Here is a 25,179-nt window from a genome sequence, read left to right on the forward strand (position 1 = left end):
ACCTGACGTACCACTGTGACCACTTTGGTCGAAGGCTAGGGCGGGCGGTACACCTGCCTTGGTCGAGGGTTGGGCGGCATACCTACCGTGGTCGAGGGTTGGGCGGCATACCTACCGTGGTTGAGAGGTTGGGCGGCGCACGGACCTTGGTCGAGGGTTGGGCGGCGCACGGACCTTGGTCGAGGGTTGGGCGGCATACCTACCGTGGTCGCGGGTTGGGTGGTGTGCCGATCTTGGTTGAGGGGATGAAGGGTTGGGCCTGGAATGTGTGGCGTGCACCCGGTAGCACAATGACGTATCGCCGTGAGCGGTAGCGAGCAGGCGGGGAGTCAGTGACGGGTGCCCGCGCGTGTCTGCCGCTCCGGCATGGCGTGTTGAACGCGCGAGCGGCGCACGGTGGCGAGCAACCAGGCTGGTGGCGAGTCGAGCAGTTTGACTCGCCGTGCCGGTGGGGCGGACACGCGGAAGATCACCCCAGCCAACCCGGCTGGACCGCGAAGCCAGCCGAAGGGGCCGGGCCTGTCGGTCACGCCAGGCCGTAAAGAGTCGGGGCTTGCACCCGCGAGGTATCTCGCATTGCAGCGCCCTGGCGCGTGTCCACCGTTCCGTCACGGTGTGTCAAACTGCTCGACTCGCTTCCAGCGGGGCCGGATCGCCGTTGTGCGCCGCTCGCGTGTTCAACACACCATGACGGAGCCGGTGGACACGCGAACGCGAGCCCGTGCACACGCGAGGACGTGCGTTACCTAGTCGTCCGCAGCCGATAGAGCACGATGCTCAGCGTGAAGGAGAAAATCAGCAGACCTGAAGCCCAGGCAAGTGCGATCCAGCCGTTGTTCCCGATGGGGGTGCCGATGAGCAGGCCGCGGATGGTTTCGATGATCGGCGTGATTGGCTGGTTCTCGCTGACAGCACGAAGGAACGACGGCATCGTGCCAGTTGGTACGAACGCGCTGCTGAGATACGGCAAGAACAACATGAAGAACGCCAGCCCGCTGGCGGACTCAACACCCTTCGCAATCGCGCCAAGTCCCGCAGCGAGCCATGACAAAGCGAGCACGTACAGCAGTAGCAAACCGACCGCGACCATCCAGTCGCCAAAGGAACCCTCAGGGCGGAATCCCATAGCGATCGCTGTGCCGACCACGATGGTGGTGGACAGTGCGTTGCGCGCGATGCTGGCGACGACGTGTCCTGTCAGTAAAGCGAGGTTGCTGATTGGCATTGAACGGAGACGGTCGATCATGCCGTTGTTCATGTCGTCGGCCACCGCCATCGCGGTCGACGCGGCGCCGTATCCGACGCACAACAGGATCGTGCCTGGCACGACGTAGTTGATGTATTCGCCGCCGCCGACGTTGATCGCTCCGCCGAAGACGAAGACGAACATCGACATCATCAATAGTGGCAACAGGATTGCCAAGAATAACGTCTCGCCGTTTCGTCGGGTGAGACGGAGGCTTCGGCCGATCATTGTCAGCATGTCGCTTGTCGCGTTGCCGAATCCGCCGTGCCGGATCGCTGTGGTGGTCATGCGTTTGCTCCTTCACGGGGACGGTCCGAGGTGACGGCCATGAACACGTCATCAAGGGTTGGCCTGTGCGACGACACGCGCGCGACTGTGATGCGCGATGTGTACAGGTTGTTCAGTACCGAGTGGACGTGGGCCGCTGTGCCGTCGGATGGCAGGTCGAGCATTCTGCGTTCGCGATTTACGTTGCCGCCTAACAGCTCCGCGGCTCTCAGCACGCTGCTTTCGTCGTCGAAGGTCAGTTCCATTCGCTCGCCGCCGACTTGGGCTTTGAGGGAGTCGGCCGTTCCGGACATGGCCACGGTGCCTTTGTTGATCAGCACGATCCAGTCGGCAAGGCGGTCGGCTTCTTCAAGGTATTGGGTTGTCAGCACGATTGTTGTGCCCGCGCGGACCAGTTCTTTGATCGCGTCCCACATCGTTGTCCGGCTTGACGGGTCGAGGCCGGTGGTCGGCTCGTCGAGGAAGATCAGCCTTGGTTCGGCCACCAGGCTCATTGCCAGGTCCAGCCGCCTGCGCATCCCGCCGGAGTATGTCTTGACCCTGCGGGTCATCGCGTCGGTCAGGTCGAACCGCTCCAGCAGTTGATCCGCGCGGCGCCGTGCGGCCGACCGGCCAAGGTGCATCAGCTGGCCGGTCATGATCAGGTTTTCCCGGCCGGTCTGCTCGTTGTCGACCGCCGCGTGCTGGCCCGTCAGGCTGATCTCGGCACGGACCTTGGCGGGTTCGCGGACCACGTCGTGGCCTGCGACCAACACTGTTCCGGCGTCCGGCCGGGTGAGCGTGGTCAGGATCCGCACCGTCGTCGTCTTGCCCGCGCCGTTGGGCCCGAGCAGTGCGTACACCGAGCCTTCCGGCACGTGCAGGTCGATCCCGGCTAACACGACGTTGTCCCCATAGGCCTTCTTCAGGCCCGCTACCTCGACGATCATCGCCCCTCCCCAATACTGCGTATATGATACGCGAAATAGCGTAGCACCTACGCAGTAAGGATGCGCAAGTCCGCTTCTCTAAACTGACGGTGAGGAGAGGGAGCGGATGACCGACGAGACCGAGCTGCCCGAGCACATCGCGTTGCTGTGGGGTGCGCGGGAAACAGCAAGGCGTGGGCCGAAACCGGCGCTGACGGTCCGTGAAATCACGATGGCCGCGATGGCGATCGCGGATGCCGAAGGACTCGCGGCGGTCTCGATGGCGAAGGTCGCCGCACACCTCGGCAACTCGACAATGGCGCTGTACCGCTACGTGAAAAGCAAGCGCGAGCTGCTCATGTTGATGGGCGACGCGGCACTGTCGCCACCACCGGAGTTCCCGCCGGACGTCGGGTGGCGCGAAGGCCTGGAAACGTGGGCAAAGGCGATCTTCGTCGCGGTGTCCAGTCATCCCTGGTTCCACGAGATTCCGATCAGCGCGCCGCCATTCGGGCCGCACAACCTGATGTGGTTCGACCGCGGCCTCGCGACCCTGGGTGAGACAGAGCTGAGCGAACCGGAAAAAGCCGGTGTCGTGATGGGCCTGTTGACGTTGCTGCGTGGTGAGTACGCCCTACGCGCGCAACTGGCCGCTGGGCACAAAGAGGACCCGACTGCCTTCGGGCGCCAGTATCACAACGCGTTGACCCAGCTCCTCGATCCACGGGAGTTCCCGGCGCTGACCAAACTCGTGGCCGCTGGCGTCTTCGACGAAGAATCGTTGTGGGACGAGGAAGGCATCGACACCGACTTCGAATTCAGCCTGCACCTCTACCTCGACGGCGTGGCCACATACCTGGAACGGCGCGCCAACCCCCACTAAAACCCTCGTGAGTGGTTATCCGTGTTAGAACACGGATAACCACTCACGAGGGTCTACCTGGGGATGAGCAGGGCTTTGCCGAGGACTTCGCGCGCTTCGACCGCGCGATGGGCTTCGGCTGCTTGATCCAGCGGCCAGGTCCGGCCGATGACGGCACGGATCTTGCCCGCTGCGGCCAAATCGAGAATGCGGCCGCGGTTGTCGGTACGGAACGTGCCGAGTTGGTCGATCCCACGGACGCTGATCCCGCCAGAGGCGGTCACGCCATCCGCTGACCCGCTTGCGTTGCCGTAGTTCGAATACCGGCCGCCATCGCGCACGGCGCCAATAGCCGCCTGGCCAAGAGAACCGCCGACCCCGTCGAACACTATGTCCACTGTGCCCACTTGGCTGAGCCAGTCCGGTGCGCTGTAGTCGACCACGACATCGGCGCCAAGCTCCCGGACCAAAGCGAGCTTCGAGGCACCCCGCGCAGCCCCGATCACCCGCGCGCCGGAAGCCGCAAGCAGTTGAACAAGAACAGTGCCAAGACCGCCAGCCGCTGGTTGCACGAGAACGGTCTCGCCCGCCTGCACCGGAGTTTCCTCCAACAGGGAAAGCGCCGTGCTGCCGTCGTGCAACAGGGCCATCGCGTCACGTAGGTCCAACTCGTCTGGGACCGGCACGACTTTGTCCACAGGCGCAACGACATGGGTCGCGTAGCCGCCGTTGGGGAGGCTGGCGAGTACGCGTCGTCCTATCCAGCTTGGATCGTCGGCTGCCGAGACGACTCCGGCGGCCTCCATGCCTGGGATGTACGGCAGGGTCGTGGGGAAGAAGTCTGTCCACCGGCCGCGGCGCAAATATGTGTCCAGTGACTGGATCCCGGACACCGCCACGTCGATCAGCACGTGGCCGGCATCCGGGACCGGGTCCTCGGCCGCGATGGTCTTCAGGACCTCGGGACCGCCGTATTCAGCTAGTTCGATGGCTCGCATACCACCATCGAAGAACCTCAACCGAGGTTCAGGTCAACCCTTCAACTGCTTGACCGCCTGGATCACCAACGGGTCGAGCGAGGCCGTGTTGCTGTCCGCCTGGCTGAACAGGTCGGCCTTCATCCGCGGGTCCCAGAACTTCCTGATGTGCGTGGCGATCGCGGTGGCCGCCTGGTCGGCTGGCTGGTGGTGGAACTGCACCGCGATCTCGTTCGCCATGCGGACCTGCGGATTGATCGTGTGTGCCATGTATCAGTCCACTGCAATCGGGATGTCCTGGCGCGCAACGCCTTCCGCCGGAATGGCCGGATGACGCAGGCCCACCTGGACGGCGGTCACCTTGTACTCGGGGCAGTTCGTGGCCCAGTCCGAATTCTCGGTCGTGACCACGTTGGCGCCGGTGACGGGGTGGTGGAACGTCGTGTACACCACACCGACCGGCATCCGGTCCGAGATGGTCGCCTTGAGCGTCGTCTCGCCGACCCTGGACGCCAACGACACCATGTCGCCGTTGTTGATCCCGCGCACCTCCGCGTCGTGCGGGTGGATCTCCAGGATGTCCTCCGGGTGCCATGCCACGTTCGCGGTACGGCGGGTCTGCGCGCCGACGTTGTACTGCGACAGGATCCGGCCGGTGGTCAGGATCAGCGGGAACTTGCGCGTGCTGCGCTCGTCGGTCGGCACGAACGTGGTCGGGACGAAGTGTCCCTTGCCGCGCACGAAGCCGTCGACGTGCATGATCGGCGTGCCCTCAGGCGCCTTGTCGTTGCACGGCCACTGCACGCTGCCGACCTTGTCGAGCATCTCGAACGAGACACCGGAGAACGTCGGCGTCAGTGCCGCGATCTCGTCCATGATCTCGCTGGTCTGGTTGTAGGTCATCGGGTAGCCCATCGCCGCGGCGATCTCGCACACGATTTCCCACTCGTGCTTGCCGGTCTTCGGCGCCATCACCGGCCGGACGCGGTTGATCCGGCGCTCGGCGTTGGTGAACGTGCCGTCCTTCTCCAGGAACGAGGTGCCCGGCAGGAACACGTGCGCCAGCTTGGCTGTCTCGTTGATGAACAGGTCCTGCACCACGAGCAGGTCGAGCGATTCAAGCGCGGCGAACACGTGCTTGGTGTTCGGGTCGGACTGCGCGATGTCCTCGCCCTGCACGAACAGCGCCCGGAACGTGCCGTCGATCGCCGCGTCGAACATGTTCGGGATGCGCAGACCCGGCTCTGGCAGGATCGTGCGGCCCCACACCGCCTGGAACAGCTCGCGGACCGCGTCGTCGGACACATGCCGGTAGCCGGGCAGCTCGTGCGGGAACGAGCCCATGTCGCACGAACCCTGCACGTTGTTCTGGCCGCGCAACGGGTTCACGCCGACGCCGTCACGACCGACGTTGCCGGTCGCCATGGCGAGGTTGGCCATACCCATGACCATCGTCGAACCCTGGCTGTGCTCGGTCACGCCCAGGCCGTAGTAGATCGCCGCGTTGCCACCGGTCGCGTACAACCGCGCGGCGCCGCGAACATCTGCGGCGGGAACGCCGGTGATCGCCTCGACGGCCTCCGGGCTGTTCTCCTCGCGGGAGACGAACTCGGCCCACTCTTCGTAGCCCTCGCAACGCTCGGCCACGAAGTCGGCTGCCACCAAACCTTCGGTGACCACGACGTGCGCCATCGCGTTGACCATGGCCACGTTCGTGCCCGGCTGCAGCGGCAAGTGGTACTGCGCCTCGATGTGCGCCGAGCGCACCAGGTCGATCCGGCGCGGGTCGACCACGATCACCTTGGCGCCCTCGCGGATCCGCTTCTTCATCCGTGAAGCGAAAACCGGGTGGGCGTCGGTCGGGTTCGCGCCGATCACCATGATCACGTCGGCCTTCGCGACCGACTTGAAGTCCTGCGTGCCGGCCGAGGTACCGAACGTCTGGTTCAGGCCGTATCCGGTCGGCGAGTGGCAGACGCGGGCGCACGTGTCGACGTTGTTGTTGCCGAACGCGGCGCGCACCATCTTCTGCACCACGTAGACCTCTTCGTTGGTGGTGCGCGAAGAGGTGATGCCGCCGATCGAGCCAGAGCCGTACTTCGCCTGAACCTCAAGGAGTTTCTTGGCGGTGTACGAGATCGCGGTCTCCCAGTCGACGACCTGCCACTCGTCGTTGATGGACTCCCGGATCATCGGGTTGAGCTGGCGCTCTTTGTGCGTGGCGTAGCCGAAAGCGAAGCGGCCCTTGACGCACGAGTGGCCTTCGTTCGCGTCGCCGCCCTTGTACGGCACCATCCGTACGACCTGGTCGCCGCGCATCTCGGCCTTGAACGAGCAGCCGACACCGCAGTACGCGCACGTGGTGATCACGCTGCGCGTCGGCATTCCCAGCTCCACCACGGACTTCTCCTGCAGCGTCGCCGTCGGGCACGCCTGCACGCACGCGCCACACGACACGCACTCGGAGTTCATGAAGTCCACGCCACCCGCGGAGACCTTCGACTCGAAGCCGCGGCCTTCGATGGTCAGCGCGAACGTGCCCTGGATTTCGCCGCAGGCGCGTACGCATCGCGAACACGCGATGCACTTGGACGCCTCGAAGTTGAAGTACGGGTTGCTGTCGTCGGTCAGCAGGTCGAGGTGGTTCTCGCCCTCGTAGCCGTACCGGACCTGCCGCAGCCCGACAACGCCGGACATGTCCTGCAGTTCGCAGTCGCCGTTGGCGGAGCAGGTCAGGCAGTCCAGCGGGTGGTCGGAGATGTACAGCTCCATAACGCCCTGGCGGAGTTTCTCCACCTTGGGCGTCTGGGTACGGACCTTCATGCCCTCGGCGACCGGCGTGGTGCACGAGGCAGGCGTGCCACGGCGACCGTCGATCTCGACGAGGCACAGGCGGCACGAACCGAACGCGTCGAGGCTGTCGGTCGCGCAGAGTTTCGGGATGTCGATGCCAGTCTCGGCAGCGGCCCGCATGATTGAGGTGCCTGGTGGCACAGTGATCGGCATGCCGTCGATCTCGACCGTGACAGTCGCCTCGCCCGGCATGGCTGGTGTGCCAAGGTCCGGTTCCTTCATCAGCGTCATGACGTCGTCTCCTGGTGGGCCTGGGTTTCAGCCCTCGTGAAGTCGTCCGGGAAGTGCCGCAGCGCGCTGAGCACTGGGTTCGGCGTCAAGCCACCCATCGCGCACAGCGAACCGTCTGTCATCAGCTCGCACAGATCGTTCAGCACAGCCAGGTTGGTATCAGTGTCCTGACCTGCGACTATCTTGTCGATGGTCTCGACGCCACGCACCGAGCCCACCCGGCACGGGGTGCACTTTCCACAGGACTCCTCGGCGCAGAACTCCATTGCGAAGCGCGCCATGGCAGCCATGTCCACGGTGTCGTCGAATACCACGATACCCCCGTGCCCGAGCATCGCGTTGACAGCGGCGAATGCCTCGTAGTCGAGCGGGAGGTCGAGCTGGTCGGCAGGCAGGTAGGCGCCGAGTGGGCCGCCGACCTGCACCGCGCGTACTGGACGCCCGGACCGGGTGCCACCACCGTATTCATTGATCAGCTCGGCGAGGGACATACCGAACGCGGTCTCGTAGACACCGCCGCGCGCGATGTTCCCGGCGAGCTGGAAAACCTGTGTACCAAGGGATCGGCCCATGCCGAGCGCCGCGTACGCCTCGGCGCCGTCGGCGAGGATCGAGGGCACGGAAGCCAGCGTGAGCACGTTGTTGACGACCGTCGGCTTGCCGAAAAGACCGGTGATGGCTGGGATCGGCGGCTTCGCGCGGACCATCCCCCGTTTGCCCTCAAGGCTTTCCAGCATCGAGGTCTCTTCACCGCAGATGTACGCGCCCGCGCCGACCCGGACGAACAGGTCGAACTTCAGTCCGGAGCCCATGATGTTCTCGCCGAGCCAGCCACGGGCGTAGCCGATCTCGATGGCCTGGCGCAACGCTTTCACGGCGTCCGGGTATTCGGAGCGCAGGTAGACGTAGCCCTCTGTCGCGTCTGTCGCGTATGCCGCGATCGTCATGCCTTCGATGAGGCAGAACGGGTCGCCTTCGATCAGGATCCGGTCGGCGAACGTGCCGCTGTCGCCCTCATCGGCGTTGCAGCACACGAATTTGAGCTCGCCCGGAGTGTTGAGAACGGTGTTCCACTTGATGCCAGCGGGGAATCCGGCGCCACCACGCCCGCGCAAGCCGGAGTCGGTAACGGCCTTGACGACCTCCGCCTTCTCCATCTGCAGCGCGTTGCGCAGCCCGGCCATGCCGCCGTTGGCGAGATAGTCGTCAGCGGAAAGGGGATCCGTGACGCCGACGCGCGCGTAGCACAGCCGGGTCTGGTCCTTCATCCACTTGAGCTCTTCGACGAGCCCGAGCTTGAGCTCGTGATCAGGGTTGTCGAGGATCTCGGGGACCTGGTGTGGCTCGACCGGGCCGTAGCCGACGCGGCCTTCCGGCGTCTCGATCTCCAGCAGCGGCTCGAGCCAGAGCATCCCCCGCGTGCCATTCCGGACAAGCCGGACATCGAGCCCGCGCGCCTCGGCTTCCCGCCGGACAGCCTCGGCGACCGCGTCCGCGCCAACGGAGACGGCGGCGGAGTCCCGCGGGACGTAGATGGTGGTCATGCGTTCCCCTCGGCATTGAGGATGAGCCTGTCCAACCGGTGCTCATCGAGCTTCCCGTACATCCGGCCATTGATCTGGGCGGCCGGGCCCAGCGCGCAGTTGCCGAGGCAGAAAACCTGCTCGATGGTGACCGAGCCGTCGGGAGTGGTCTGGCCGAGCTTGACGCCGAAGACCTGCTGGGCGTGCTCGGCGAGCTGCTCGGCGCCGACGGACTGACAAGCCTCGGCGCGGCAGATCTTGACCACGGTACGGCCGGCCGGTTCGGGCCGGAAGTCGTGGTAGAACGTGACGACGCCGTGCACGTCAGCTCGGGAAAGGTTGAGCTCACGGGCGAGAATGGGCACCATGTCCTGACTGACGTAGCCGAATTCGGCCTGTAGTCCGTGCAGGATGGGAAGCAGGGCGCCCCGGTCGCCGCGATGCGCGTCCACTACCGCCCGCACTCGCTGCTCCAGCGCATCGGGGGTCATTTCTCATCTCCCAAGGACACTTCTGCATACGGTATACACCAACCGTACCCATTGCGATCGTTCAGCGAAAGGCCCCGTTGCCGTTGGCGCCCGACTGAAATTCACGGCAAGGTGAAATCTGTGACGGATTTCCAGCCAGAAGACTTCGACTTCGAGGCCGCTTACCTCCACGGTGATATGGACGCGCTGCCATGGGTTATCGGCCGACCACAACCGTTGGTCGTCGCTCTGGCCGCGCAGATGACCGGCTCGGTGCTCGACGTCGGCTGCGGCACCGGCGACAACGCGATCTACCTGGCTCAGCAGGGCCTGTCCGTGACGGGGATTGACGCTTCGGCATCGGCGATCTCCATGGCGGCGTCTCGTGCTCACGACGCCGGGGTCTCGGTTCGGTTCGAGGTTGGGGACGCGACTGAACTGGCTGGGTACGAGGGTGCGTTCGACACCATCGTGGACAGCGCGCTCTATCACTGCCTGATGCCGGGGCAGAAGGTCGCGTATGTTTCCGCGCTCCATCGGGCAGCCCGGCCTGGGGCACGGCTGCATCTGATCTGCTTTGCCGACACCCTGCCGCCCGCGTTCCCGGAGTCGTTCCGGGTGTACGAGCACGACCTGCGGGCGATCGTCGGTGCGAAGTGGACGATCTCCCGGCTTGAGCGGGCGTTCTACACGACCTCGCAGCACCGCGACCGCCTCGCGCAAGCCGTGCGCGAGATGACCGAACGCGATGACGTGACCGTCGCGGATCTCGGCGAGCTGCCCGCCGACGAGAACGGGAACCTGCTGCTGCCCGTGTGGCAACTCGCGGCGACACGAAACCCCTGATAGACCCTCGTGAGTGGTTAGTCGTGTTCTAACCCTGCTAACCACTCACGAGGGAGGACCTGGGATGCAGCTTTTGCTGGTTGTGGTTGGTGCGATCGCGGTGACGGCCATCGCGCATCGGCGAGGAATGCAGCCATCCCTGGTCGTGGTGGTTCTCGCGGCCGCGGTCTCCTTCATCCCTGGCTTGCCGAGGTTCGAGCTGGAGCCGGAACTCATTCTGAGCGTGGTCCTGCCACCGCTGCTCTACTCCGCCGCCTTGAACTTCTCGTTCCCCACCTTCACCCGCAACCTCAGGCCGATTCTGGCCCTGGGGGTCGGCATGGTCGTGGTGTCCACGATGGTCACCGGGGTGATCGGCTGGTGGATTGTGCCCGGCCTAGCGCTTGTTCCAGCGCTCATCCTCGGCGCGGTCGTGGCCCCGCCAGACGCGGTAGCCGGTCTGGCGGTTGGCCGAGAACTAGGCCTGCCGAAACGCCTTATGGCCATCCTGACTGGGGAAAGCCTGGTCAACGACGCCGCGGCCTTGACGATCTTCACCCTCACGGTCGCCGCGGTCACCGGAGACCACACGCTCTTCGACAACGCGGTCCTCCTGTTCACCTACAGCGCGGTGGTCGGCAGCATCGTCGGCTTCGTGCTCGGCTGGATCGTGCATTGGATCCGGATGCGCATCCAGGACAGCGGGCTTGAGACGACCCTTGGCCTCGTGGTCCCGTTCGCGGCCTATCTCCTGGCCGAAGAGGTGCACGCATCCGGCGTCCTCGCGGTGGTCATGGCCGGATTTGTGCTGGGGCACAAGAACACCGAGGCTGGGTTCGCGACCAGGCTGCAGGCGCGCCAGGTGTGGAGCACGCTCGACGTCCTGCTCGAAGCCTTCGTCTTCGCCTACATGGGTTTGCAGTGCCGGTTCGTCTTCGCCGACCTTCATCCCGAGAACTGGGAGAAGTTCGCGCTGGCGGCCGTGGGGATCCTGCTGACCGTGCTCGTCGTGCGGCCGCTGTGGATGGCAGTCGTCTACGGCAGGCAGTGGCTGACGAGAAAGCTGCGGAGACGGGAACAGTTGCCGTGGAAGTACTTCGCGGTCATCTCGTGGATGGGGATGCGCGGCGTGGTCACCCTCGCAGCCGCGGCCGGTGTGCCGGAATCGGTCCCGGAACGCGACACCATCCAAGCCTTGGCCTTCGTCGTCGCTGTGGGCACGTTGCTCATCCAAGGACCGACGTTGCCGTTGCTCATCCGCAAGCTCGACATCAGCGCGCCGCAGGAAGAAGCCGAGGAAGAGGCCGCGAACCAGAAGGCGCGCGAGGTGTCGATGAACGCGGTCAAGCAGGCGATGATCGACGTCTACAACCAGCCGCACCCCGGGATCAGCCCGGAAATGCTCGAAAAACTCAAAGCCCGCTACATCGCGGCTGGCCAAGCGCGCCGGGCGATGGACGACGACATGGACAGCCGAGTCCAAAGCCTGCGCGAACTCACCGTGTCGGTACGGCGGTCGATGCTCGCGGCGCAACGGCGAGCGCTTGCCAAGGCCCGTGATGACGGGGAGCTTGACGACGAGACCGTGCGCCGCGAGCTTGACCGCCTCGACTACGAGGAAGCCGCCGCTTTTAGTTAATACAGCCTTTAGTTGATCGACGACGCCCACTTGGTGACCACGTCGTAGTACGAGGCCGCGTCGGGTGCGTAGTTGATCGAGTGGCCGTAGCCGGACACCAGATGCGTCGTAAGCGTGGCGTTGGGCCCGAAGAACGGCCGCTCCGATGCCTTCAGCGCGCTGGCTGACGAGCAGTCGGCGCCAAGCGGCGGGCCGCAGAAGTGGTTGTCGTTGCCGACGACCATCAGCACCGGCACGTTGATTCCGCGCGATGCCGGGATCACGATGTTGGTCAGCGCGACCGTGTCCACGGCTTCCGTCGCCGCGAATACGTCCTTTGTGGACTCGTCGAAGTCGATCGCGCCGTTCACCTTCGAGCCTGGGGCGTGGAACGCGCCATACCGCGTGCCTGGGCCGGTGGTCAGGTAGCCGAGATCGAGACCGCGCGAGGACAGGTGCGGGTCGAGTGGCGCCGGGATCATCTGCGCCAACACGGGTGCCACGGTCACGAAGTTCATCCGGTGAGTCATTCCGGTGACAAGCACGCCGTCGACGTCACGGAACGTGCCCGCCTCGATCATCGCCATCGCTGAGCCGATCGAGTGACCGCCGACGATCACCTTGTCGAATCGCGGGCGGATCTGCTTGATCACCTCGTGCACAGCGAGCGCCTGGGCCGACGCGGTTACCGTGGCGCTCAACGGTTTCGAGCTCTTACCCGTGCCGAGCCGGTCGACCGCGAGCGTGGCGTGCCCGGCTTTGTTCATGGCCATTCGATACGACCGGGTCGATGGCGAATAGCCGATATCCCAGTAGGAACTGTTGTACGTTCCACCCGGAATCAGGACATGGACCGTGCCGGCGCCCGCCGGTGTGCACAGTTTTCCGTGCATTGTCCCCTGTGAAACGGGGAAATCGATGGTCCGGCAGGTCACTGCCGCCTGAGCGGATACCGGCGCGAGACCGAGCGTCACACCGAGAACGGCGAACGTCCCGGCGAGCACGCGGCGTTTCCGTCCATTCTGGAACCAACGCACGACGAGCACTACCTTTCACATGTTTATCGGGAGATCGGGATCATCGGCATCCGGTTCGGATAGGCCGCCGATGTGAACTTGACCTTGACCGGTTGATCGGGGATCGGTAACAGCCGCCAGCGGCTGAGCACGGTCGCGGCCGCGATCACGATCTCGGTCTGCGCGAACGAATTGCCCATACATTGCCGGACACCGGCGCCGAACGGGATGAACGCGCCGCGCGGCACGTTTCTCGCTCGCTCTGGCGACCAGCGGTCCGGATCGAAGCGGTGGGGTTCACGGTAGAAGCGTGAATCGAAATGCAGCATGTGCGGGCTGACGGTGACTTCCGATCCCGGCGCGATCCGCACGCCGCCGAGCGACACTTCCGATGTCGCCCTGCGCATCAGGATCCACACCGGATACATCCGCAGCACCTCGTTGACAACCTGGTGGGTGTAGATCAATTTCGGGAGGTCCGCGACGGTCAACGGCTGTCCGTCCAACACGGTGTCGATTTCGTCGAACAGCTTCCGTTCGACCGAGGGATTCCGCGCGATTTCGTGGAACATCCAGGCCAGCGCCAGTGCGGTGGTCTCGATACCGGCGGTCAGCATGGTCAGCACTTCGTCGTAGACCTGTTGGTCGGACATGTGCGCGCCGTCTTCGTCCTGCGCGAGCAGCAGGGTGGACAGTAGGTCACCATGGTCGACGCCCTCGGCCCGCCAGTCCGCGATGACCTGGAAGACGACCGCTTTCATCCTGGCGATGGCCTTGTCGAACTCGCGGTTTCCGGGGATCGGAAGCTTTTCAAGGAATGCGGGCGATAGCGCTCTGATCATCCCTTGTTTGATCACGGTATAAATGGATCGGCGGGCCTCGGCGATCGCCGCCGCGCCCAGTTCGGTCGAGAACAGCGTCTTGCCGACGACCGTCACCGCGAGACCTTGCATGTCCTCGTCGATCTGCCGCACGACACTCGGCCGCCACTTTTCGACGAGCTCGTTCACCGCGCCGATCATCATCTCGGCATAGGCGCTGATCCGCTCGTGATGGAAAGCGGGCTGAATGAGCCGCCGTTGGCGCAGGTGAAAGGCGCCGCTCGACAACAGAAGGCCGTTGCCGACGTATGGCCGGAACTTGTCGAACATCGCACCTTTGGCGAACTTGGCGCCATCGGTCACGAGCACCTGATAGGTCAGTTCCGGGCTGGTCACGAAATAGGTCGGCATCGTGCCGAGATAGATCCGCACGACGTCGCCGTGTTTCGGCAGATCGGCGGTGAATCCGAAGCGGTGCCGCACCATTGCCGGGGTGTGCCCCACTACCGGCCAACGACCTGGCGCCACCGGGACCGGCATCCATATCTCCCAAGGATGAAGGGACGGTCCACAATAGGGGCCAATTGGCTCACGCCGATAGCGCCCAATCGGGTGGGATGCTGTCCCACCGATGGGTCAACTACGATTCGTCGGACGCTCGGTAAGCTTTGACTTTCGCGAGATGAAGAGGTGTTCCCCGGTGACGCAGCAACAGCAGGACTGGGTACCGCCTGGCGTCGACACGTCGGTGCCCAGCATGGCTCGCACATATGACTTCATGCTCGGTGGCGGGCACAATTTCGCGGTCGACCGCGCGGTCGGCGAAAAGATCGAGACCCTGATGCCCGGCCTCAAGCAGGCGGCAAGGGTCAACCGGGCCTTTCTCGGCCGGGTCGTGCGCTTCATGGTCGACCGTGGCGTCCGGCAGTTCCTCGACATCGGTTCGGGCATTCCGACGGTCGGCAACGTGCACGAGATCGCGCAGAAAGCCGACCCGGAATGCCGGGTGGTCTACGTCGACCGCGACCCGATCGCGGTCGCGCACAGTGAGCTGATGCTCGGGCGCAACGACCGGGCCGTGATCGTCCAGGCAGACATGCGTGACCCCGAGTCGATACTGGAGACCGCCAAGCAGTCGCTCGACTTCGACAAGCCAATCGGACTGCTCATGTTGCTGATGCTGCACTGGGTCGCGGACGAGGACGACCCGCACGGGCTGCTTGAGCGCTACCGTTCAGCCCTCGCGCCCGGCAGCTACTTCGCGCTCACCCACGTGACCAGCGACAACCAAGGTGAGAACCTCACCGAGGCGACCGACGTGATCCAGCGGAGCAAGAGCCAGGACCAGGTCAACACGCGCACGCGTGCCGAGATCGAGACGATGTTCGGCGAGTTCGAGCTGGTCGACCCCGGTCTGGTCGGCTGCGCGCTGTGGCGCCCTGGCGGACCTGGCGATGTGGCGGATAATCCGGATATGAACATGCTCGTGTACGCAGGCGTAGGCCGTAAGCCCGACTAGGTCAGGTATGCCAGAGCCAAGCAGACGGGAGCAGCCGCGCGACTTCGCTCGTGATCGGCTGATCTTGTCGCGCAAATGGGCTTATGTGTTGCACAGCAACGTTTTCTTCACCTTCGAGCAGGACCAGCTGGAACGAGAACTCGCCGTGCTGCTCGACGCGCTCTGTGCCGTGGTGCGTGGCGAACCGTTCGACGGCAAACCAGCCGTCGAGGCGGGCGCCCGGCTGGTCGAGATCGGCTGCACGGGCGACGAAGCGCTGCCGACCACCATGGATGTGCTGGGCAAAGGGCTGCTGGCGCTGCCGGAATTCCAGCCCGTCGCCAAGTTCGCCGAGCCGATCGTGCTGGCGCTCGGCGCGTTGTCGAGCGGGTTCACCAAGGCCAACCGGCAGGCGACGCTCGACCAGCAGGAGACGATGAAGCTCTCGCTGCTCAAGGCTGTGCGTGACGCCAAATGGCGGCTGCGGCAAAGCGAAGAACAGTTCAACGAGGTCGCGATGTCCTCGGCGAGCGGCATCATCATCACCGACCCGGACGGCCTGCTGGTCCGTACGAACGGCGCCATCGCCGACATGCTCGGCTACACCAGCGAAGAACTGGCCGGACGAACCCTGTTCAACCTCGTCCACCAAGACCACGCGGTGGTTCTGCGTGACGACTACCGCGACCTGCTGGCAGGCAAGAAAGCGCGCGTCAAGCAACCCGTGCAGCTGTTGCGAAAAGACGGTGACATCGCCCGGATCACGCTGACCGCGTCGGTACTGCACAACGAAAACGGGCCAAGCCACTTCGTCACGGTCGTCGAAGACGGCACGGAACTCATGCTCCTGCAGGGAGAACTGAACCGGCAGGCGCTGCACGACGTGCTCACCGGACTGCCGAACCGCCAGTACTTCAGCACGAACGTGGAACTCGCGCTGCGGCGCGCGGACCCGACATACGGCGTCACCCTCTTCCATCTGGATCTCGACGCGTTCGCGATGATCTGCAACGGCCTTGGCCGCCGGGTTGGCGATCAGCTGCTTGTCTCGGTGTCCCAACGACTTCGCGCGGTGGTCGCGGCGGAAAAGGCGATGGTGGCCCGATTCGACGGCGACGAGTTCGGCATCCTGATCGAGAACACCGAAAGCACGCCAAGTGTCTCGACCTTGGTCGAGGACATCAACACCGAGCTCGCTGAACCGATCTATGTGGACGGTCACGGCGTGGCGGTGTCGGCGAGCATCGGCGTGGTGTACCGGCCGTCCAGGGCGATGGATCCGGTGGAGTTGTTGCGGGCAGCGGACTTCACACTCAGACGTGCCAAGGCAGCCGGTCGCGGCCAGTGGGAGCTGTTCCACACGGATCAGGACGAGCGCGACCGCCTGATGTACACGCTGGCCGCTGCGATGCCGGGCGCGTGGGAGACCGGCGAGATCGACGTGGTGTACCGACCGGTTGTCGACCTGAAGGACGGCCGGATCGCGTACGTGGAAGCGCTGCTGCGCTGGAACAGGCCTGATGTCGGGATCCTCGACCACCACCAGTGCGTCCAGTTGGCCGAACACACCGGGTTGGTGCTGTCGCTCGGCGAATGGTTGCTGGAGACCGCGTGCAAGCAGGCCGATTGGTGGCAGCAACGGGCCAGCCGTCCGCTGTCCCTGATGGCTGGCCTGACCTTGAACCAGGCGGCGGACGCGGACCTGGTTTCCAGACTGTTGCGTACTGTGCACGCGGCTGACCAGCTGACAGTTGGGTTCCCGTCGAAGGCAGTGCGCTCACCCGAGGCTGTCGACAACCTCAAAGTACTGGCAGATATGGGTGTCCGGACGATGCTGGACGACTTCGGTACGGCGCCTGAAGAGCTGGCGTCGCTCGAGGATGTTCCGGTCGAATGCGTCCGGTTCTCGCGCAGAATCGTTGAACGCCAAGCTGAATCGGCTGTCGGAGCGCCGCTCACGGCTGCGCTGACGACCCTGGTGCCGCTGGTGCACAGGTCGGGGGCGAGGGTGGTCGTGGATGGCGTGCACACGGAGAGTCAGGCGCACTGGTGGCGGATGGCTGACGCGGACTTCGTGATCGGTGACCGGTACGGAAAGGCGAGCCCGCCGGGTGATCTGGCAGCGCGGCTGCCTTAACTGTTCACCTCCTTCAATCTCCTGCCCAGGTACCGCCTGTCCGCATCGTTCGTCGTCAACGCAAGCGCTTGCGTATAAGCCTCGGCCGCTTCATCCCGACGCCCAAGCCGCCGCAGGAAATCCGCCCGAGTCGCGTGCAACAAGTGATAACCCCCAAGGCGCCCAGTCAAAGCCTCGACCAAAGGCAACCCCGCACCTGGCCCGTCGGCCATCCCGACCGCTACCGCGCGGTTCAACTCGACGACAGGCGATGGCGTCAACCGCATCAGCAGCCCATAAAGCTCAGCGATCTTGAGCCAATCAGTGTCCGAAGCGCTCGGCGCGATCGCGTGACAAGCAGCAATCGCGGCCTGCACCTGGTACGGCCCAGGTTCCGAGTACCGAGAAGCGGCCGCGAGCACGCGAAGCCCCTCAGCGATTTCCTCACCATTCCACTGGGACCGATCCTGCTCGTCCAACGTCACCAGGTCGCCGCCGGGCGTCAACCGCGCGCCGCGCCGAGCGTGATGCAGCAACATCAACGCCAGCAATCCGAGCGCCTCTGGCTGGTCGGAGCCGGCGACCACCCTGGCCAACCGGATGGCCTCATCGGCCAATCCGGGCCTGCTCGCCGAGTACCCCTCGTTGAACAGCAAGTACAAGACTGTCAGGACCGCGGGCGTCCGGTCGTGCTCAGAGGACTCGCCTTTCGTGGTCCGGCGCGCGGCTGCCAACCGCGAGGCCATCTCCGGCTCGGCGACCAGGAAAGCCCTGGCGATCTCCGCCGTCGACAGCCCCGCGAGCGTGTGCAATGTCAGCGCGACCTGCGCTTCCAGTGGCAACGCCGGGTGGCAGCACGTGTACATCAGCCGGAGTTGGTCCTCCGGCGTGAGCTCTGCGTTTTCCACGCGTCCTCCTTCGTCTACTGATACGACGAACGAGGACGCGTGAAAACGACATCAGCAGCTCAGGTTGCTCCCGGTTGCCACCCCGAGGATCCCGGTGAACTGCCGGTACTTGTTGACCCGGCTCTGCACCTGTGCGGGGTTGCCGCCGTTGCACTCGAGGCTGCCGTTGATGCTGCGGATGGTCTCACCGAAGCCGCGGCTGTTGACCATCGCGCTGTGCGGGGTCATCGTGCCGGGGCCACGCTGGGTCATCCAGTACCAGAGCGCGGTCTTCCACGAGGTCGCGGCGTTGCGCTCGACCTGGTACGGGTCGTTGAGCAGGTTGATCCGCAGGTAGTCGCCCGCGGCCTTGTAGTTGAAGTTCCAGCTCAGCTGGATCGGGCCGCGGCCGTAGTAAGCGGCTTGACCTGCCGGGCAGCCATATGGCTGGCTGCGGTCGCAGTAGTGCGGGTAGTTCGCCTGGTTCTGCTCCCTGATGTGCACGAGACCGCCGGTCTCGTGGTGCACGTTGGCGAGGAACGCGGCTGCTTCCTGCTTCTTGATGGTGGTGCTGCCGGAGTTGGCGAAGGTGGTGAACGAGTCCATCGCCTGGGTGAGCCCGGAGTATGTATAGAAGCTGTTCCGGCTCGGGAACATCTGGTTGAACTGCGCCTGGGTGACGATGAAAGTGGCGGCGGAGCTAGGCGCGGCAGGGACGACTATCGCGGTGGACGCGACCACGGTGAAGGCCGTGAGGGCACGACGAAGTAGCGACACTGCTGGCTCCTTTGTATGCAGGGGGAAGGATGCGGAGTGCCTTGTGCCCATCACTAAACCGCGAGTGGTCTATACCAGTCAACCCCCTGTCATTGGAGGTGTCCGGCCGTGCTGTCAACGTCATGACAGGGATATGAAATGTGCGGTTGGCAGGATATGTACCCAGGGAGCTCGGTCACCCCAGTCACCGAGCTCCCGCCAAGCTTCCCCAACGCGCGCAGGGCAAGGAAGTGACCTACTACCCGGATCTCTCGCCATATCGGTACACCGTGGCCGACCAGCCGATGCTCAACGTCGGATGGCTGGAGCCGGGTGCGTACTTCCCGCGCGGACCGGTGCCCGCCCAGCTCGTCGACGCGTTGCTCAAACTAGGCACGCGGCCTCGTAACAAGTTGCGCGGATTCCACTTCTGCGAATTCTGCTCGCGCTATCGCGGCACAGGCGAGATCCATGTCGTCGGTGCGTCCGGAATCCGTTACGCCGCACCAATGTTGATCATCCACTACATCTTCGCCCACCGATACCGCCCGCCGAAGGAGTTTGTCGAGGCGGTGCTCAGTCCGGTCTGTGCTGTCGCATAGCGTGGTACGTGAACAGTGTGGTCAGCAGGGCAGTGAAGGTTTGCCTGTCCTCAGTGGGCAACGGGCCAAGTAGCTCGTCCTGCACCTTGTCCAGCGCCCGGTCCAGGCGTCGCAGCTGTCGTTCGCCTGCTTTGGTGAGGGTCACGATGTTGCGGCGCCGATCTTCGGGGTCGGTCGTCCGCTCGATGACACCCTGCTCGCCCAGCTCGTTCACGGCCGAGGCCACATCGCTGCGGTCCATATTGCACCGACGGCCGAGCACGGCCTGGCTTGCGGCACCGAACTCGTCAAGCGCGGCAAGGATCCGGTAGTGGTAGCCGCGCGCGCCCTCTTTGGCGAAACCGTCGGACGCCAACCGATGCGCGTGCACTGCCAACTGGTTGATCAACCAGCTCGGCTTCGCGGCAAGGCGCGCGGGAGTCTCTTCCACGGCAAGCACTCTACATTGTTGGCAAGGCCAACGAATAACGGTATGGTTGGCGCCACCAACGAAAAAAGGGGGACTCATGGACCGTGTGGAGATCGCCGGACTGCTCGCCCGGCTCGCACACCTGCTTGACGAGGCCAGGTACGAGGACGCGGCAACCGTTTTCGCCGACGACGCAGTCATTCGCTCACCGCGAGGAGGCGAGGTGCGCGGTATCGCCGACCTGATCAGCTTTTTGCAGCGGGCGCACGTTGAGGACGAACGCACGCAGCACATCACCACCGATGTCGTGGTCGATGTCGAGGGTGATCAGGCGTCGATGTCGGCGAACCAGCTCGTTTTCTTCTACCGTGCAGGCCAGCCGCCCCACCGCAGAAGCGGCTTGCGACTGGCCTACACGGCCGTGCGAACGTCGATGGGCTGGCGGATCAGCGAAGGCGAAGTCGTGCCCGCCTGGATAGACGGGCCGCCGGTCACGGTTGTTGCTTAGTGAGCGCGAACAGCGCTCCTGTGGGATCACGCAAGATCACGCGTCCGGTTGAGCCACTGACGTAGGCGGCACCGAGTTGCTGGGCGCGCTCAGCATCAGACTCTGGGCTGTCGCTGGCGAATTCGACCAACCAGAGCGACCGCTGCGTTGTGGGCATCCCAGGTGGTGGGCCGATGCGAGCGACGAAATCCGTCGTCCAGTGCAGGGCCGACTGGTGGAAGTCGGCTGCGCCGCTGACATCGTCGGTAAGCAGACTGACGCCAGCGAACGTGCCGAATTCGCCGACAAGATCCATGCCGATGTGGCGGCCGGGTTGCCAGAGAGACACCGGTGCGCCCACGGGGTCAAGCGCGACGGCGGCGCTACCGAGCGCTTTGCCGTGCAGTGTGCACAACCAATACCCGCTGGAGTCCGACTCGGTGATGGTCCAGCCGAACAGTGCCGAGTAGAACGCTTGCGTCGCTGCCGGATTGGGCGTGCCAAGGTCGATCCAGCACACGCTCCCCTCTGGGTATCGCATGGGATCTGCCTTTCCAGTGATCTCGGCCCCTTCTTCGGCGAAGGGACCGAGATCAACTTTCCGCACTCCGCGACCGTCCGCAACGTACGCGTGGGCGGCGCATCAGGCGGTTACGGCAAGCGCTTGGCCCACGCGCGCACTTCCTGGAAGTGCTTGTCCCGCAAGCCAGACGCGGGATCGACGTGACACAGCAGGGTCGGCGTGCCGTCCCGTTCCGCCTCGAAGTTCTGCTGTCCGCGGTTGAACTGGTCGTCGAACCACGCGAGCGGGCGACCGGCCGCGTAATCCGAGACAGCGGGCCACTTCCAGTCACGTCGGACGGTGAACTCGATGACCGGCAAGGGCGGCAGGCCGAGCACGGGGCCGATGTAGTCGTTGGCCTCGTGCTGCCAGCTCGTCGCCCACACCAGGGTCAGGCCGGTTTCCTCGGCAAGTGCTCGCAACAGGACACCGTGCCGTGGGTTGAGCCAAACCCGCAGGCCCTTGCGCTTGCTGGTGTACCAGCCTCCGCTCTTGGTCTGACGGAAGGTTTCGTAGCCCGGCGGCCTGCGGTGGGCCTTCGCGGCGAAGGGGTTGAGTGGGCCGTCGACGTCTAAGAGGGCATCTGATCTTGGTTGGGGCGATATGTCTGTGTCGGGTGACGGCTGATACCTTGATCAACTTGTGGGGTCCCGGCGTGCGTACCGCAGCGACTTGTCCGATGCTCGCTGGGCGTTGATCGAGCCAACGCTGACGGCGTGGCGTGCTGCCCGGCGTGGGCCGGGAACCGTGATGCGCGTGCATGACTTGCGGGAGATCGTGAACGCGATCCTGTACGTGTGCCGGACCGGGATCGCCTGGGAGTATCTGCCGCACGACTTCCCGCCCTGCAAGACGGTTTATGACTACTACGCCAAGTGGGAAGCCGATGGCACAACGGAAACGCTGCATGACCTGTTGCGTGACCAAGTCCGCGTCGCGAAAGGCCGCGCTGCTGCCCCGACGGCGGCGATCATCGACTCGCAGAGCGTGAAAACCTCCTGCAATGTCAGCGAATCCAGTCAGGGTATCGACGCGGGCAAGAAGATCAAGGGCCGCAAACGGCACATCGCCACCGATGTGCTCGGCCTGCTGCTGGCGGTAATCGTGACCGCGGCGTCGGTGCAGGATTCCGCTGGCGGGCAACAGGTTCTCGATCATCTCGCCGCTGCGCATCCGACCGTGTCGGCGGCATGGGTGGACGGTGGCTACAACAACACAGTCATCCGTCATGGAGCCCAGCGGGGTATCCGGGTTGAGGTCGTCAAACGCCCTTCTGCCAAGGGATTCCACGTGTTGCCCCGGCGGTGGGTAGTGGAGCGCAGTCTGGGCTGGCTGATGCAACACCGCCGACTCGCGCGCGACTACGAAGCCCTGCCCCAGCGGTCGCGCACGATGGTCCACTGGGCGATGACTAACATAATGAGCCGCACCCTGACCGGGGAATCCACCCAAACCTGGCGAAACGATCCACCCAAAGCAGACATTCTTGCCTAACTAAGATCAGATGCCCTCTAAGAGCAACAATCCTCGGGACATGGCAGGGCTCCTTATGGCAAACGAGACCCACCCGGGAGTCGAACCCGGAATCAATGGTTTTGCAAACCATTCCACGACCGTCGTGACGTGGGCCGAAAAATAAAACGTGGGCCGTCAGGGACTCGAACCCCGAACCCGCTGCTTAAGAGGCAGCTGCTCTGACCAATTGAGCTAACGACCCGCGGAGGATGCAGGATTCGAACCTGCGCGGCTGTCACACCGACTACCGTTTTCGAGACGGCTGCCTTACCAGGCTCGGCCAATCCTCCCTTTTTCTCTCCTACTACGCTCCCGGTCCAGGGTTCGAACCTGGATCAACGGATCCAAAGTCCGTTGTGCTGCCAATTGCACCAACCGGGACCGAACCCCTCGTGAGTGTTTTCGCCGGTTCTAACCGGCGAAAACACTCACGACCTTTACTGCGTACCCCTGGCAGGATTCGAACCTGCACTTGACGCGTTCTGAGCGCGCTGCCTCTCCCGTTGGGCTACAGAGGTGTGGTGCGGTCCGGGGGAGTCGAACCCCCACTGGACAGGATCTCGGCCTGGTGCCTCTGCCAGTTGGGCGAGTGGCGCGTCTCGAAACGTTCGCCGGGTTTCTCGACGGCCCAGCTTCCCGCTGGACGCACCGGCCAAAGGCGCCGGTACACCCGGTACAGGCACCTTCGTCCGGCACGCCCAGCGAAAACCTGGATCCGCCGAATAAACCCAGCAACATTCCGAGACACACCACTAGAACCGCATCGTGACGCGTACGGGATTCGAACCCGTGTCATCGGTGTGAGAGACCGATATCCATACCGCTGGACCAACGCGCCTTAGCTGTGAAGAACGCAGCAGCCGATCCGGGAGTCGAACCCGGGCTTCCATGGTGAAAGCATGGCGGCCTAACCGTTAGCCGAATCGGCCATTTCTGGGCAGCCCGAATAAAGAAAGCCGCCCTTGCCGGTCATTCCGGCGGGCGGCTCTCGTGTGCTGACCAGTCAGGTCATGGCGAGAGCCGACAGCGCTCCAGTTCGAGCTTGGATGATTGACACTTCAGGCTGATGACCATGACTGTCCTTCCAAGCTCGATTCGCGTTTGATGTTTAAAACTATGACGCATGGCGGGTATTGCCGTCAACGCTATTTTCCGGCGATCTTGCTTCCGTGGTCTGGACCACGTAGGGTCCCATCGACCGTCCGAGAGGGCGCGCCGCCGGTTTCACGCTTCACATCCGAGGAGACCGGTATGCGCAAGTTCAGGGCGGCCGTATGTGCGGCCGTCGCGTTGACCATGGTCGGGACCGGCCAACCCGCGTTAGCGACCGACTCGACGGCGAGCATCACCATCGACAGCGCGAACCCGGCCGGGCGGCTGCGAGGAGACTTCGTCGGCCTGTCGTTCGAGATCCGTGAGCTCGGCATCGGCAACCTGGACATCAGCAAGGGCAACGTGCTGCAGATGTTCAAGACGCTCGGCCGGGACAGCAACATCCGCCTCGCGGGCAACACGCTCGACCGTGACACGCTCTGGGTCCCGCGCGGCCAGCAGCCACCGAACCCGCTGCCCGAGTGGGTCGCGAACACGCTGACGCCCGCCGACATCGAACGCCTCAACCGGCTGCTCAAGGCCACTGGCTGGAAGACCGAAGTCGGTATCAACGTCGGCCGCTGGGACCCGGTGCTCGGGCCGGACCAGGCCAAGGAACTGACCAAGATCCTGGGCGACCGCCTGATCGGTGCCGAGTGTGGCAACGAGCCCGACCAGTGGGCGCTGCGCGGCTACAAGCCACAGGGCTACGCCTACGCCGACTACCGCAAGGACTGGGCGGTCTGCGCGGAAGCCGTTGGCGGCAAGCGTCTCGCCGGGCCGGACACCGCGGGCACGTCCTCCTCGTGGGCCGCGAACCTCGCCCGCGACGAGCGCGACAAGCTTTCGATGCTGACGGTCCACCAATACCCCGCTGGCGCCACGACGACCATCCCGACGCTGCTCTCGCCGGAGCTGCGCACCAACCAGCTCAACTCTCTGCAGACGAACCTGGCCGCAGCCAAGGAGCAGGGCCTGCTCTTTCGGGTCGACGAGGCCAACTCGACCTACAGCGGCGGCATCGACGGCGTCAGCAACAAGTACGCCTCGGCCCTGTGGAGCATGGACTACGCGCTGCAACTGGCCCAAGGCGGCGTTGACGGCATCAACGTCCACGGCGGCCTCGGCGTGTGCAACGAGCCGATCTGGAACGGACGCTTCCAGCGCTACACCCCGTTCTGCGCGGCCAGCAAGGAAGACGAGCTCGCGCAGGTCTACAAGGCCATGCCGATCTACTACGGCCTGTGGATGGCGCGTCAGATGGGTGCGGGCAAGTTCCTGCCGCTGCAGCTGACCACCGACCGCAACATCACCGCGTACGCCGTGAAGGGTGACGACGGCCGCACCCGCATTGCCGTGGTGCAGAAGGAAGACACCACCGCCGCACCGGTCAAGCTCGACATCAAGGTGGGCAACCGGGTCCGTAACGCCGAGGTGGTGACCATGACCGGCGCCAACCTGGCCGAGGAGGCCACCGCGGTCCAGGGCTCCACTGTGGACCGTCGTGGTCAGCTCAAGGCGCGCCCGGACAACGTCCGCGTGCGCGGCGGGTCACTCAACCTGAACCTGAAGGCAGGCAGCGCGGTCGTGATCACCCTCTGCTGAAACCCCTCGTGA

General features: G+C 64.5%; 23 protein-coding genes, 7 tRNA genes and 1 pseudogene. 9 read left to right on the top strand and 22 right to left on the bottom strand.

All coding sequences use genetic code 11. The features are described 5' to 3' along the window. Positions 1–329: 329 nt before the first annotated feature. From LWC34_RS26090 to LWC34_RS26100, 3 genes are all read right to left on the bottom strand, one after another. On the bottom strand, positions 330–530 hold the full coding sequence (locus tag LWC34_RS26090; protein WP_233727783.1) for a hypothetical protein: 201 nt from the start codon (positions 528–530) through the stop codon (positions 330–332). 212 nt (positions 531–742) lie between these two features. After that, on the bottom strand, positions 743–1,534 hold the full coding sequence (locus tag LWC34_RS26095; RefSeq protein WP_233727784.1) for an ABC transporter permease: 792 nt from the start codon (positions 1,532–1,534) through the stop codon (positions 743–745). Further along, positions 1,531–2,463, bottom strand: a complete 933-nt coding sequence (locus tag LWC34_RS26100; protein WP_233727785.1) for an ATP-binding cassette domain-containing protein — start codon at positions 2,461–2,463, stop codon at positions 1,531–1,533. The genes LWC34_RS26095 and LWC34_RS26100 overlap by 4 nt, the downstream gene beginning before the upstream one ends. A gap of 106 nt (positions 2,464–2,569) precedes the next feature. On the opposite strand from LWC34_RS26100, the gene LWC34_RS26105 reads away from it, so the two are divergent. Next, positions 2,570–3,325, top strand: a complete 756-nt coding sequence (locus LWC34_RS26105; protein ID WP_233727786.1) for a TetR/AcrR family transcriptional regulator — start codon at positions 2,570–2,572, stop codon at positions 3,323–3,325. A gap of 53 nt (positions 3,326–3,378) precedes the next feature. Here LWC34_RS26105 and LWC34_RS26110 read toward each other — a convergent pair whose 3' ends face one another. The 5 genes from LWC34_RS26110 to LWC34_RS26130 are packed head-to-tail and all read right to left on the bottom strand — an operon-like array spanning position 3,379 to position 9,379. Continuing rightward, positions 3,379–4,302, bottom strand: a complete 924-nt coding sequence (locus LWC34_RS26110) for a zinc-binding dehydrogenase (RefSeq protein ID WP_233727787.1) — start codon at positions 4,300–4,302, stop codon at positions 3,379–3,381. A 33-nt stretch (positions 4,303–4,335) separates the two neighbouring features. Further along, positions 4,336–4,551, bottom strand: a complete 216-nt coding sequence (locus LWC34_RS26115; protein WP_233727788.1) for a formate dehydrogenase subunit delta — start codon at positions 4,549–4,551, stop codon at positions 4,336–4,338. Between the two features lie 3 nt (positions 4,552–4,554). After that, the gene (gene fdhF, locus LWC34_RS26120; RefSeq protein WP_233727789.1) at positions 4,555–7,365 is read right to left on the bottom strand and encodes a formate dehydrogenase subunit alpha; all 2,811 of its coding nucleotides are present in this window, start codon (positions 7,363–7,365) and stop codon (positions 4,555–4,557) included. Then, the gene (locus LWC34_RS26125; RefSeq protein ID WP_233727790.1) at positions 7,362–8,909 is read right to left on the bottom strand and encodes a formate dehydrogenase beta subunit; all 1,548 of its coding nucleotides are present in this window, start codon (positions 8,907–8,909) and stop codon (positions 7,362–7,364) included. Before LWC34_RS26125 ends, fdhF begins: the two co-directional genes overlap by 4 nt. Beyond that, positions 8,906–9,379, bottom strand: coding sequence for a formate dehydrogenase subunit gamma (locus LWC34_RS26130; RefSeq protein ID WP_233727791.1), 474 nt, complete (start codon positions 9,377–9,379; stop codon positions 8,906–8,908). The genes LWC34_RS26125 and LWC34_RS26130 overlap by 4 nt, the downstream gene beginning before the upstream one ends. A gap of 120 nt (positions 9,380–9,499) precedes the next feature. On the opposite strand from LWC34_RS26130, the gene LWC34_RS26135 reads away from it, so the two are divergent. Further along, on the top strand, positions 9,500–10,204 hold the full coding sequence (locus LWC34_RS26135) for a class I SAM-dependent methyltransferase (RefSeq protein ID WP_233727792.1): 705 nt from the start codon (positions 9,500–9,502) through the stop codon (positions 10,202–10,204). 64 nt (positions 10,205–10,268) lie between these two features. Beyond that, entirely contained in the window at positions 10,269–11,822 is a 1,554-nt protein-coding gene (locus LWC34_RS26140; protein ID WP_233727793.1) for a Na+/H+ antiporter, read from the top strand. Between the two features lie 8 nt (positions 11,823–11,830). Here the strand turns inward: LWC34_RS26140 and LWC34_RS26145 are convergent, their stop codons facing one another. Continuing rightward, a complete protein-coding gene (locus LWC34_RS26145) occupies positions 11,831–12,838 on the bottom strand; it encodes an alpha/beta hydrolase (RefSeq protein ID WP_233727794.1) in 1,008 nt (335 codons plus the stop codon). 23 nt (positions 12,839–12,861) lie between these two features. Then, positions 12,862–14,178 carry a cytochrome P450 gene (locus LWC34_RS26150; RefSeq protein ID WP_233727795.1) on the bottom strand — a complete coding sequence of 439 codons (1,317 nt, stop codon included), beginning with the start codon at positions 14,176–14,178 and terminating at the stop codon, positions 12,862–12,864. A 160-nt stretch (positions 14,179–14,338) separates the two neighbouring features. Between LWC34_RS26150 and LWC34_RS26155 the strand changes: the two genes are divergently transcribed. Next, positions 14,339–15,157: an SAM-dependent methyltransferase gene (locus LWC34_RS26155; protein WP_308200137.1), complete on the top strand. Its 819-nt coding sequence runs from the start codon at positions 14,339–14,341 to the stop codon at positions 15,155–15,157. Between the two features lie 7 nt (positions 15,158–15,164). After that, positions 15,165–17,273: a putative bifunctional diguanylate cyclase/phosphodiesterase gene (locus tag LWC34_RS26160; RefSeq protein ID WP_233727796.1), complete on the top strand. Its 2,109-nt coding sequence runs from the start codon at positions 15,165–15,167 to the stop codon at positions 17,271–17,273. Here LWC34_RS26160 and LWC34_RS26165 read toward each other — a convergent pair. Together LWC34_RS26165 and LWC34_RS26170 are read right to left on the bottom strand one after the other, a co-directional pair. After that, a pseudogene (locus tag LWC34_RS26165) lies at positions 17,270–18,136 on the bottom strand (RNA polymerase sigma factor); the annotation flags it as partial. The gene LWC34_RS26160 and the pseudogene LWC34_RS26165 sit on opposite strands and share 4 nt — an antisense overlap. A 75-nt stretch (positions 18,137–18,211) precedes the next feature. Beyond that, positions 18,212–18,916 (bottom strand): chitinase, encoded by a 705-nt coding sequence (locus LWC34_RS26170; RefSeq protein ID WP_233727797.1) that lies wholly within the window; start codon positions 18,914–18,916, stop codon positions 18,212–18,214. Between the two features lie 140 nt (positions 18,917–19,056). On the opposite strand from LWC34_RS26170, the gene LWC34_RS26175 reads away from it, so the two are divergent. Next, complete coding sequence (locus LWC34_RS26175) at positions 19,057–19,497, top strand: DUF7919 family protein (protein ID WP_233727798.1); 441 nt, start codon at positions 19,057–19,059, stop codon at positions 19,495–19,497. Here the strand turns inward: LWC34_RS26175 and LWC34_RS26180 are convergent. After that, entirely contained in the window at positions 19,472–19,927 is a 456-nt protein-coding gene (locus LWC34_RS26180; RefSeq protein ID WP_233727799.1) for a MarR family winged helix-turn-helix transcriptional regulator, read from the bottom strand. The two genes, LWC34_RS26175 and LWC34_RS26180, sit on opposite strands and share 26 nt — an antisense overlap. A gap of 76 nt (positions 19,928–20,003) precedes the next feature. Between LWC34_RS26180 and LWC34_RS26185 the strand changes: the two genes are divergently transcribed. After that, on the top strand, positions 20,004–20,414 hold the full coding sequence (locus tag LWC34_RS26185; RefSeq protein ID WP_233727800.1) for a nuclear transport factor 2 family protein: 411 nt from the start codon (positions 20,004–20,006) through the stop codon (positions 20,412–20,414). Here LWC34_RS26185 and LWC34_RS26190 read toward each other — a convergent pair. Together LWC34_RS26190 and LWC34_RS26195 are read right to left on the bottom strand one after the other, a co-directional pair. Beyond that, positions 20,398–21,000, bottom strand: coding sequence for a VOC family protein (locus LWC34_RS26190; RefSeq protein ID WP_233727801.1), 603 nt, complete (start codon positions 20,998–21,000; stop codon positions 20,398–20,400). The genes LWC34_RS26185 and LWC34_RS26190 overlap by 17 nt on opposite strands. A gap of 44 nt (positions 21,001–21,044) precedes the next feature. Beyond that, positions 21,045–21,560: an HAD domain-containing protein gene (locus LWC34_RS26195; protein ID WP_233728887.1), complete on the bottom strand. Its 516-nt coding sequence runs from the start codon at positions 21,558–21,560 to the stop codon at positions 21,045–21,047. 37 nt (positions 21,561–21,597) lie between these two features. Between LWC34_RS26195 and LWC34_RS26200 the strand changes: the two genes are divergently transcribed. Beyond that, positions 21,598–22,449, top strand: a complete 852-nt coding sequence (locus LWC34_RS26200) for an IS5 family transposase (protein WP_233722595.1) — start codon at positions 21,598–21,600, stop codon at positions 22,447–22,449. Between the two features lie 65 nt (positions 22,450–22,514). Here the strand turns inward: LWC34_RS26200 and LWC34_RS26205 are convergent. The 7 genes from LWC34_RS26205 to LWC34_RS26235 all read right to left on the bottom strand — a co-directional run bounded on the left by LWC34_RS26205 (position 22,515) and on the right by LWC34_RS26235 (position 23,399). After that, a tRNA-Cys gene (locus LWC34_RS26205) sits at positions 22,515–22,585 on the bottom strand. Positions 22,586–22,598: 13 nt separating this feature from the next. Further along, positions 22,599–22,672: transfer RNA gene (locus LWC34_RS26210), tRNA-Lys, on the bottom strand. A gap of 1 nt (position 22,673) precedes the next feature. Beyond that, a tRNA-Ser gene (locus LWC34_RS26215) sits at positions 22,674–22,760 on the bottom strand. Between the two features lie 19 nt (positions 22,761–22,779). Further along, positions 22,780–22,851 (bottom strand) — tRNA-Gln (locus LWC34_RS26220). Between the two features lie 64 nt (positions 22,852–22,915). Then, positions 22,916–22,988: transfer RNA gene (locus tag LWC34_RS26225), tRNA-Leu, on the bottom strand. Between the two features lie 248 nt (positions 22,989–23,236). Next, positions 23,237–23,308: transfer RNA gene (locus LWC34_RS26230), tRNA-Glu, on the bottom strand. A gap of 19 nt (positions 23,309–23,327) precedes the next feature. Continuing rightward, positions 23,328–23,399, bottom strand: a tRNA-Glu gene (locus LWC34_RS26235). Positions 23,400–23,721: 322 nt separating this feature from the next. Here LWC34_RS26235 and LWC34_RS26240 point away from each other — a divergent pair. Next, the gene (locus LWC34_RS26240; RefSeq protein WP_233727802.1) at positions 23,722–25,167 is read left to right on the top strand and encodes a hypothetical protein; all 1,446 of its coding nucleotides are present in this window, start codon (positions 23,722–23,724) and stop codon (positions 25,165–25,167) included. Positions 25,168–25,179 lie beyond the last annotated feature (12 nt).

It is taken from the genome of Kibdelosporangium philippinense (assembly GCF_021390435.2).
In the GTDB taxonomy this organism is placed as follows: Bacteria; Actinomycetota; Actinomycetes; order Mycobacteriales; family Pseudonocardiaceae; genus Kibdelosporangium; species Kibdelosporangium philippinense.

What these genes read in the sequence shown, in the direction of transcription:
- LWC34_RS26095 (WP_233727784.1), bottom strand. Translation starts at nt 1,534, where the DNA reads ATGACCACCACAGCGATCCGGCACGGCGGATTCGGCAACGCGACAAGC.
- LWC34_RS26130 (WP_233727791.1), bottom strand. Translation starts at nt 9,379, where the DNA reads ATGACCCCCGATGCGCTGGAGCAGCGAGTGCGGGCGGTAGTGGACGCG.
- LWC34_RS26100 (WP_233727785.1), bottom strand. Translation starts at nt 2,463, where the DNA reads ATGATCGTCGAGGTAGCGGGCCTGAAGAAGGCCTATGGGGACAACGTC.
- LWC34_RS26105 (WP_233727786.1), top strand. Translation starts at nt 2,570, where the DNA reads ATGACCGACGAGACCGAGCTGCCCGAGCACATCGCGTTGCTGTGGGGT.
- LWC34_RS26115 (WP_233727788.1), bottom strand. Translation starts at nt 4,551, where the DNA reads ATGGCACACACGATCAATCCGCAGGTCCGCATGGCGAACGAGATCGCG.
- LWC34_RS26125 (WP_233727790.1), bottom strand. Translation starts at nt 8,909, where the DNA reads ATGACCACCATCTACGTCCCGCGGGACTCCGCCGCCGTCTCCGTTGGC.
- LWC34_RS26110 (WP_233727787.1), bottom strand. Translation starts at nt 4,302, where the DNA reads ATGCGAGCCATCGAACTAGCTGAATACGGCGGTCCCGAGGTCCTGAAG.
- LWC34_RS26150 (WP_233727795.1), bottom strand. Translation starts at nt 14,178, where the DNA reads ATGCCGGTCCCGGTGGCGCCAGGTCGTTGGCCGGTAGTGGGGCACACC.
- LWC34_RS26160 (WP_233727796.1), top strand. Translation starts at nt 15,165, where the DNA reads ATGCCAGAGCCAAGCAGACGGGAGCAGCCGCGCGACTTCGCTCGTGAT.
- fdhF (WP_233727789.1), bottom strand. Translation starts at nt 7,365, where the DNA reads ATGACGCTGATGAAGGAACCGGACCTTGGCACACCAGCCATGCCGGGC.
- LWC34_RS26185 (WP_233727800.1), top strand. Translation starts at nt 20,004, where the DNA reads ATGGACCGTGTGGAGATCGCCGGACTGCTCGCCCGGCTCGCACACCTG.
- LWC34_RS26240 (WP_233727802.1), top strand. Translation starts at nt 23,722, where the DNA reads ATGCGCAAGTTCAGGGCGGCCGTATGTGCGGCCGTCGCGTTGACCATG.
- LWC34_RS26140 (WP_233727793.1), top strand. Translation starts at nt 10,269, where the DNA reads ATGCAGCTTTTGCTGGTTGTGGTTGGTGCGATCGCGGTGACGGCCATC.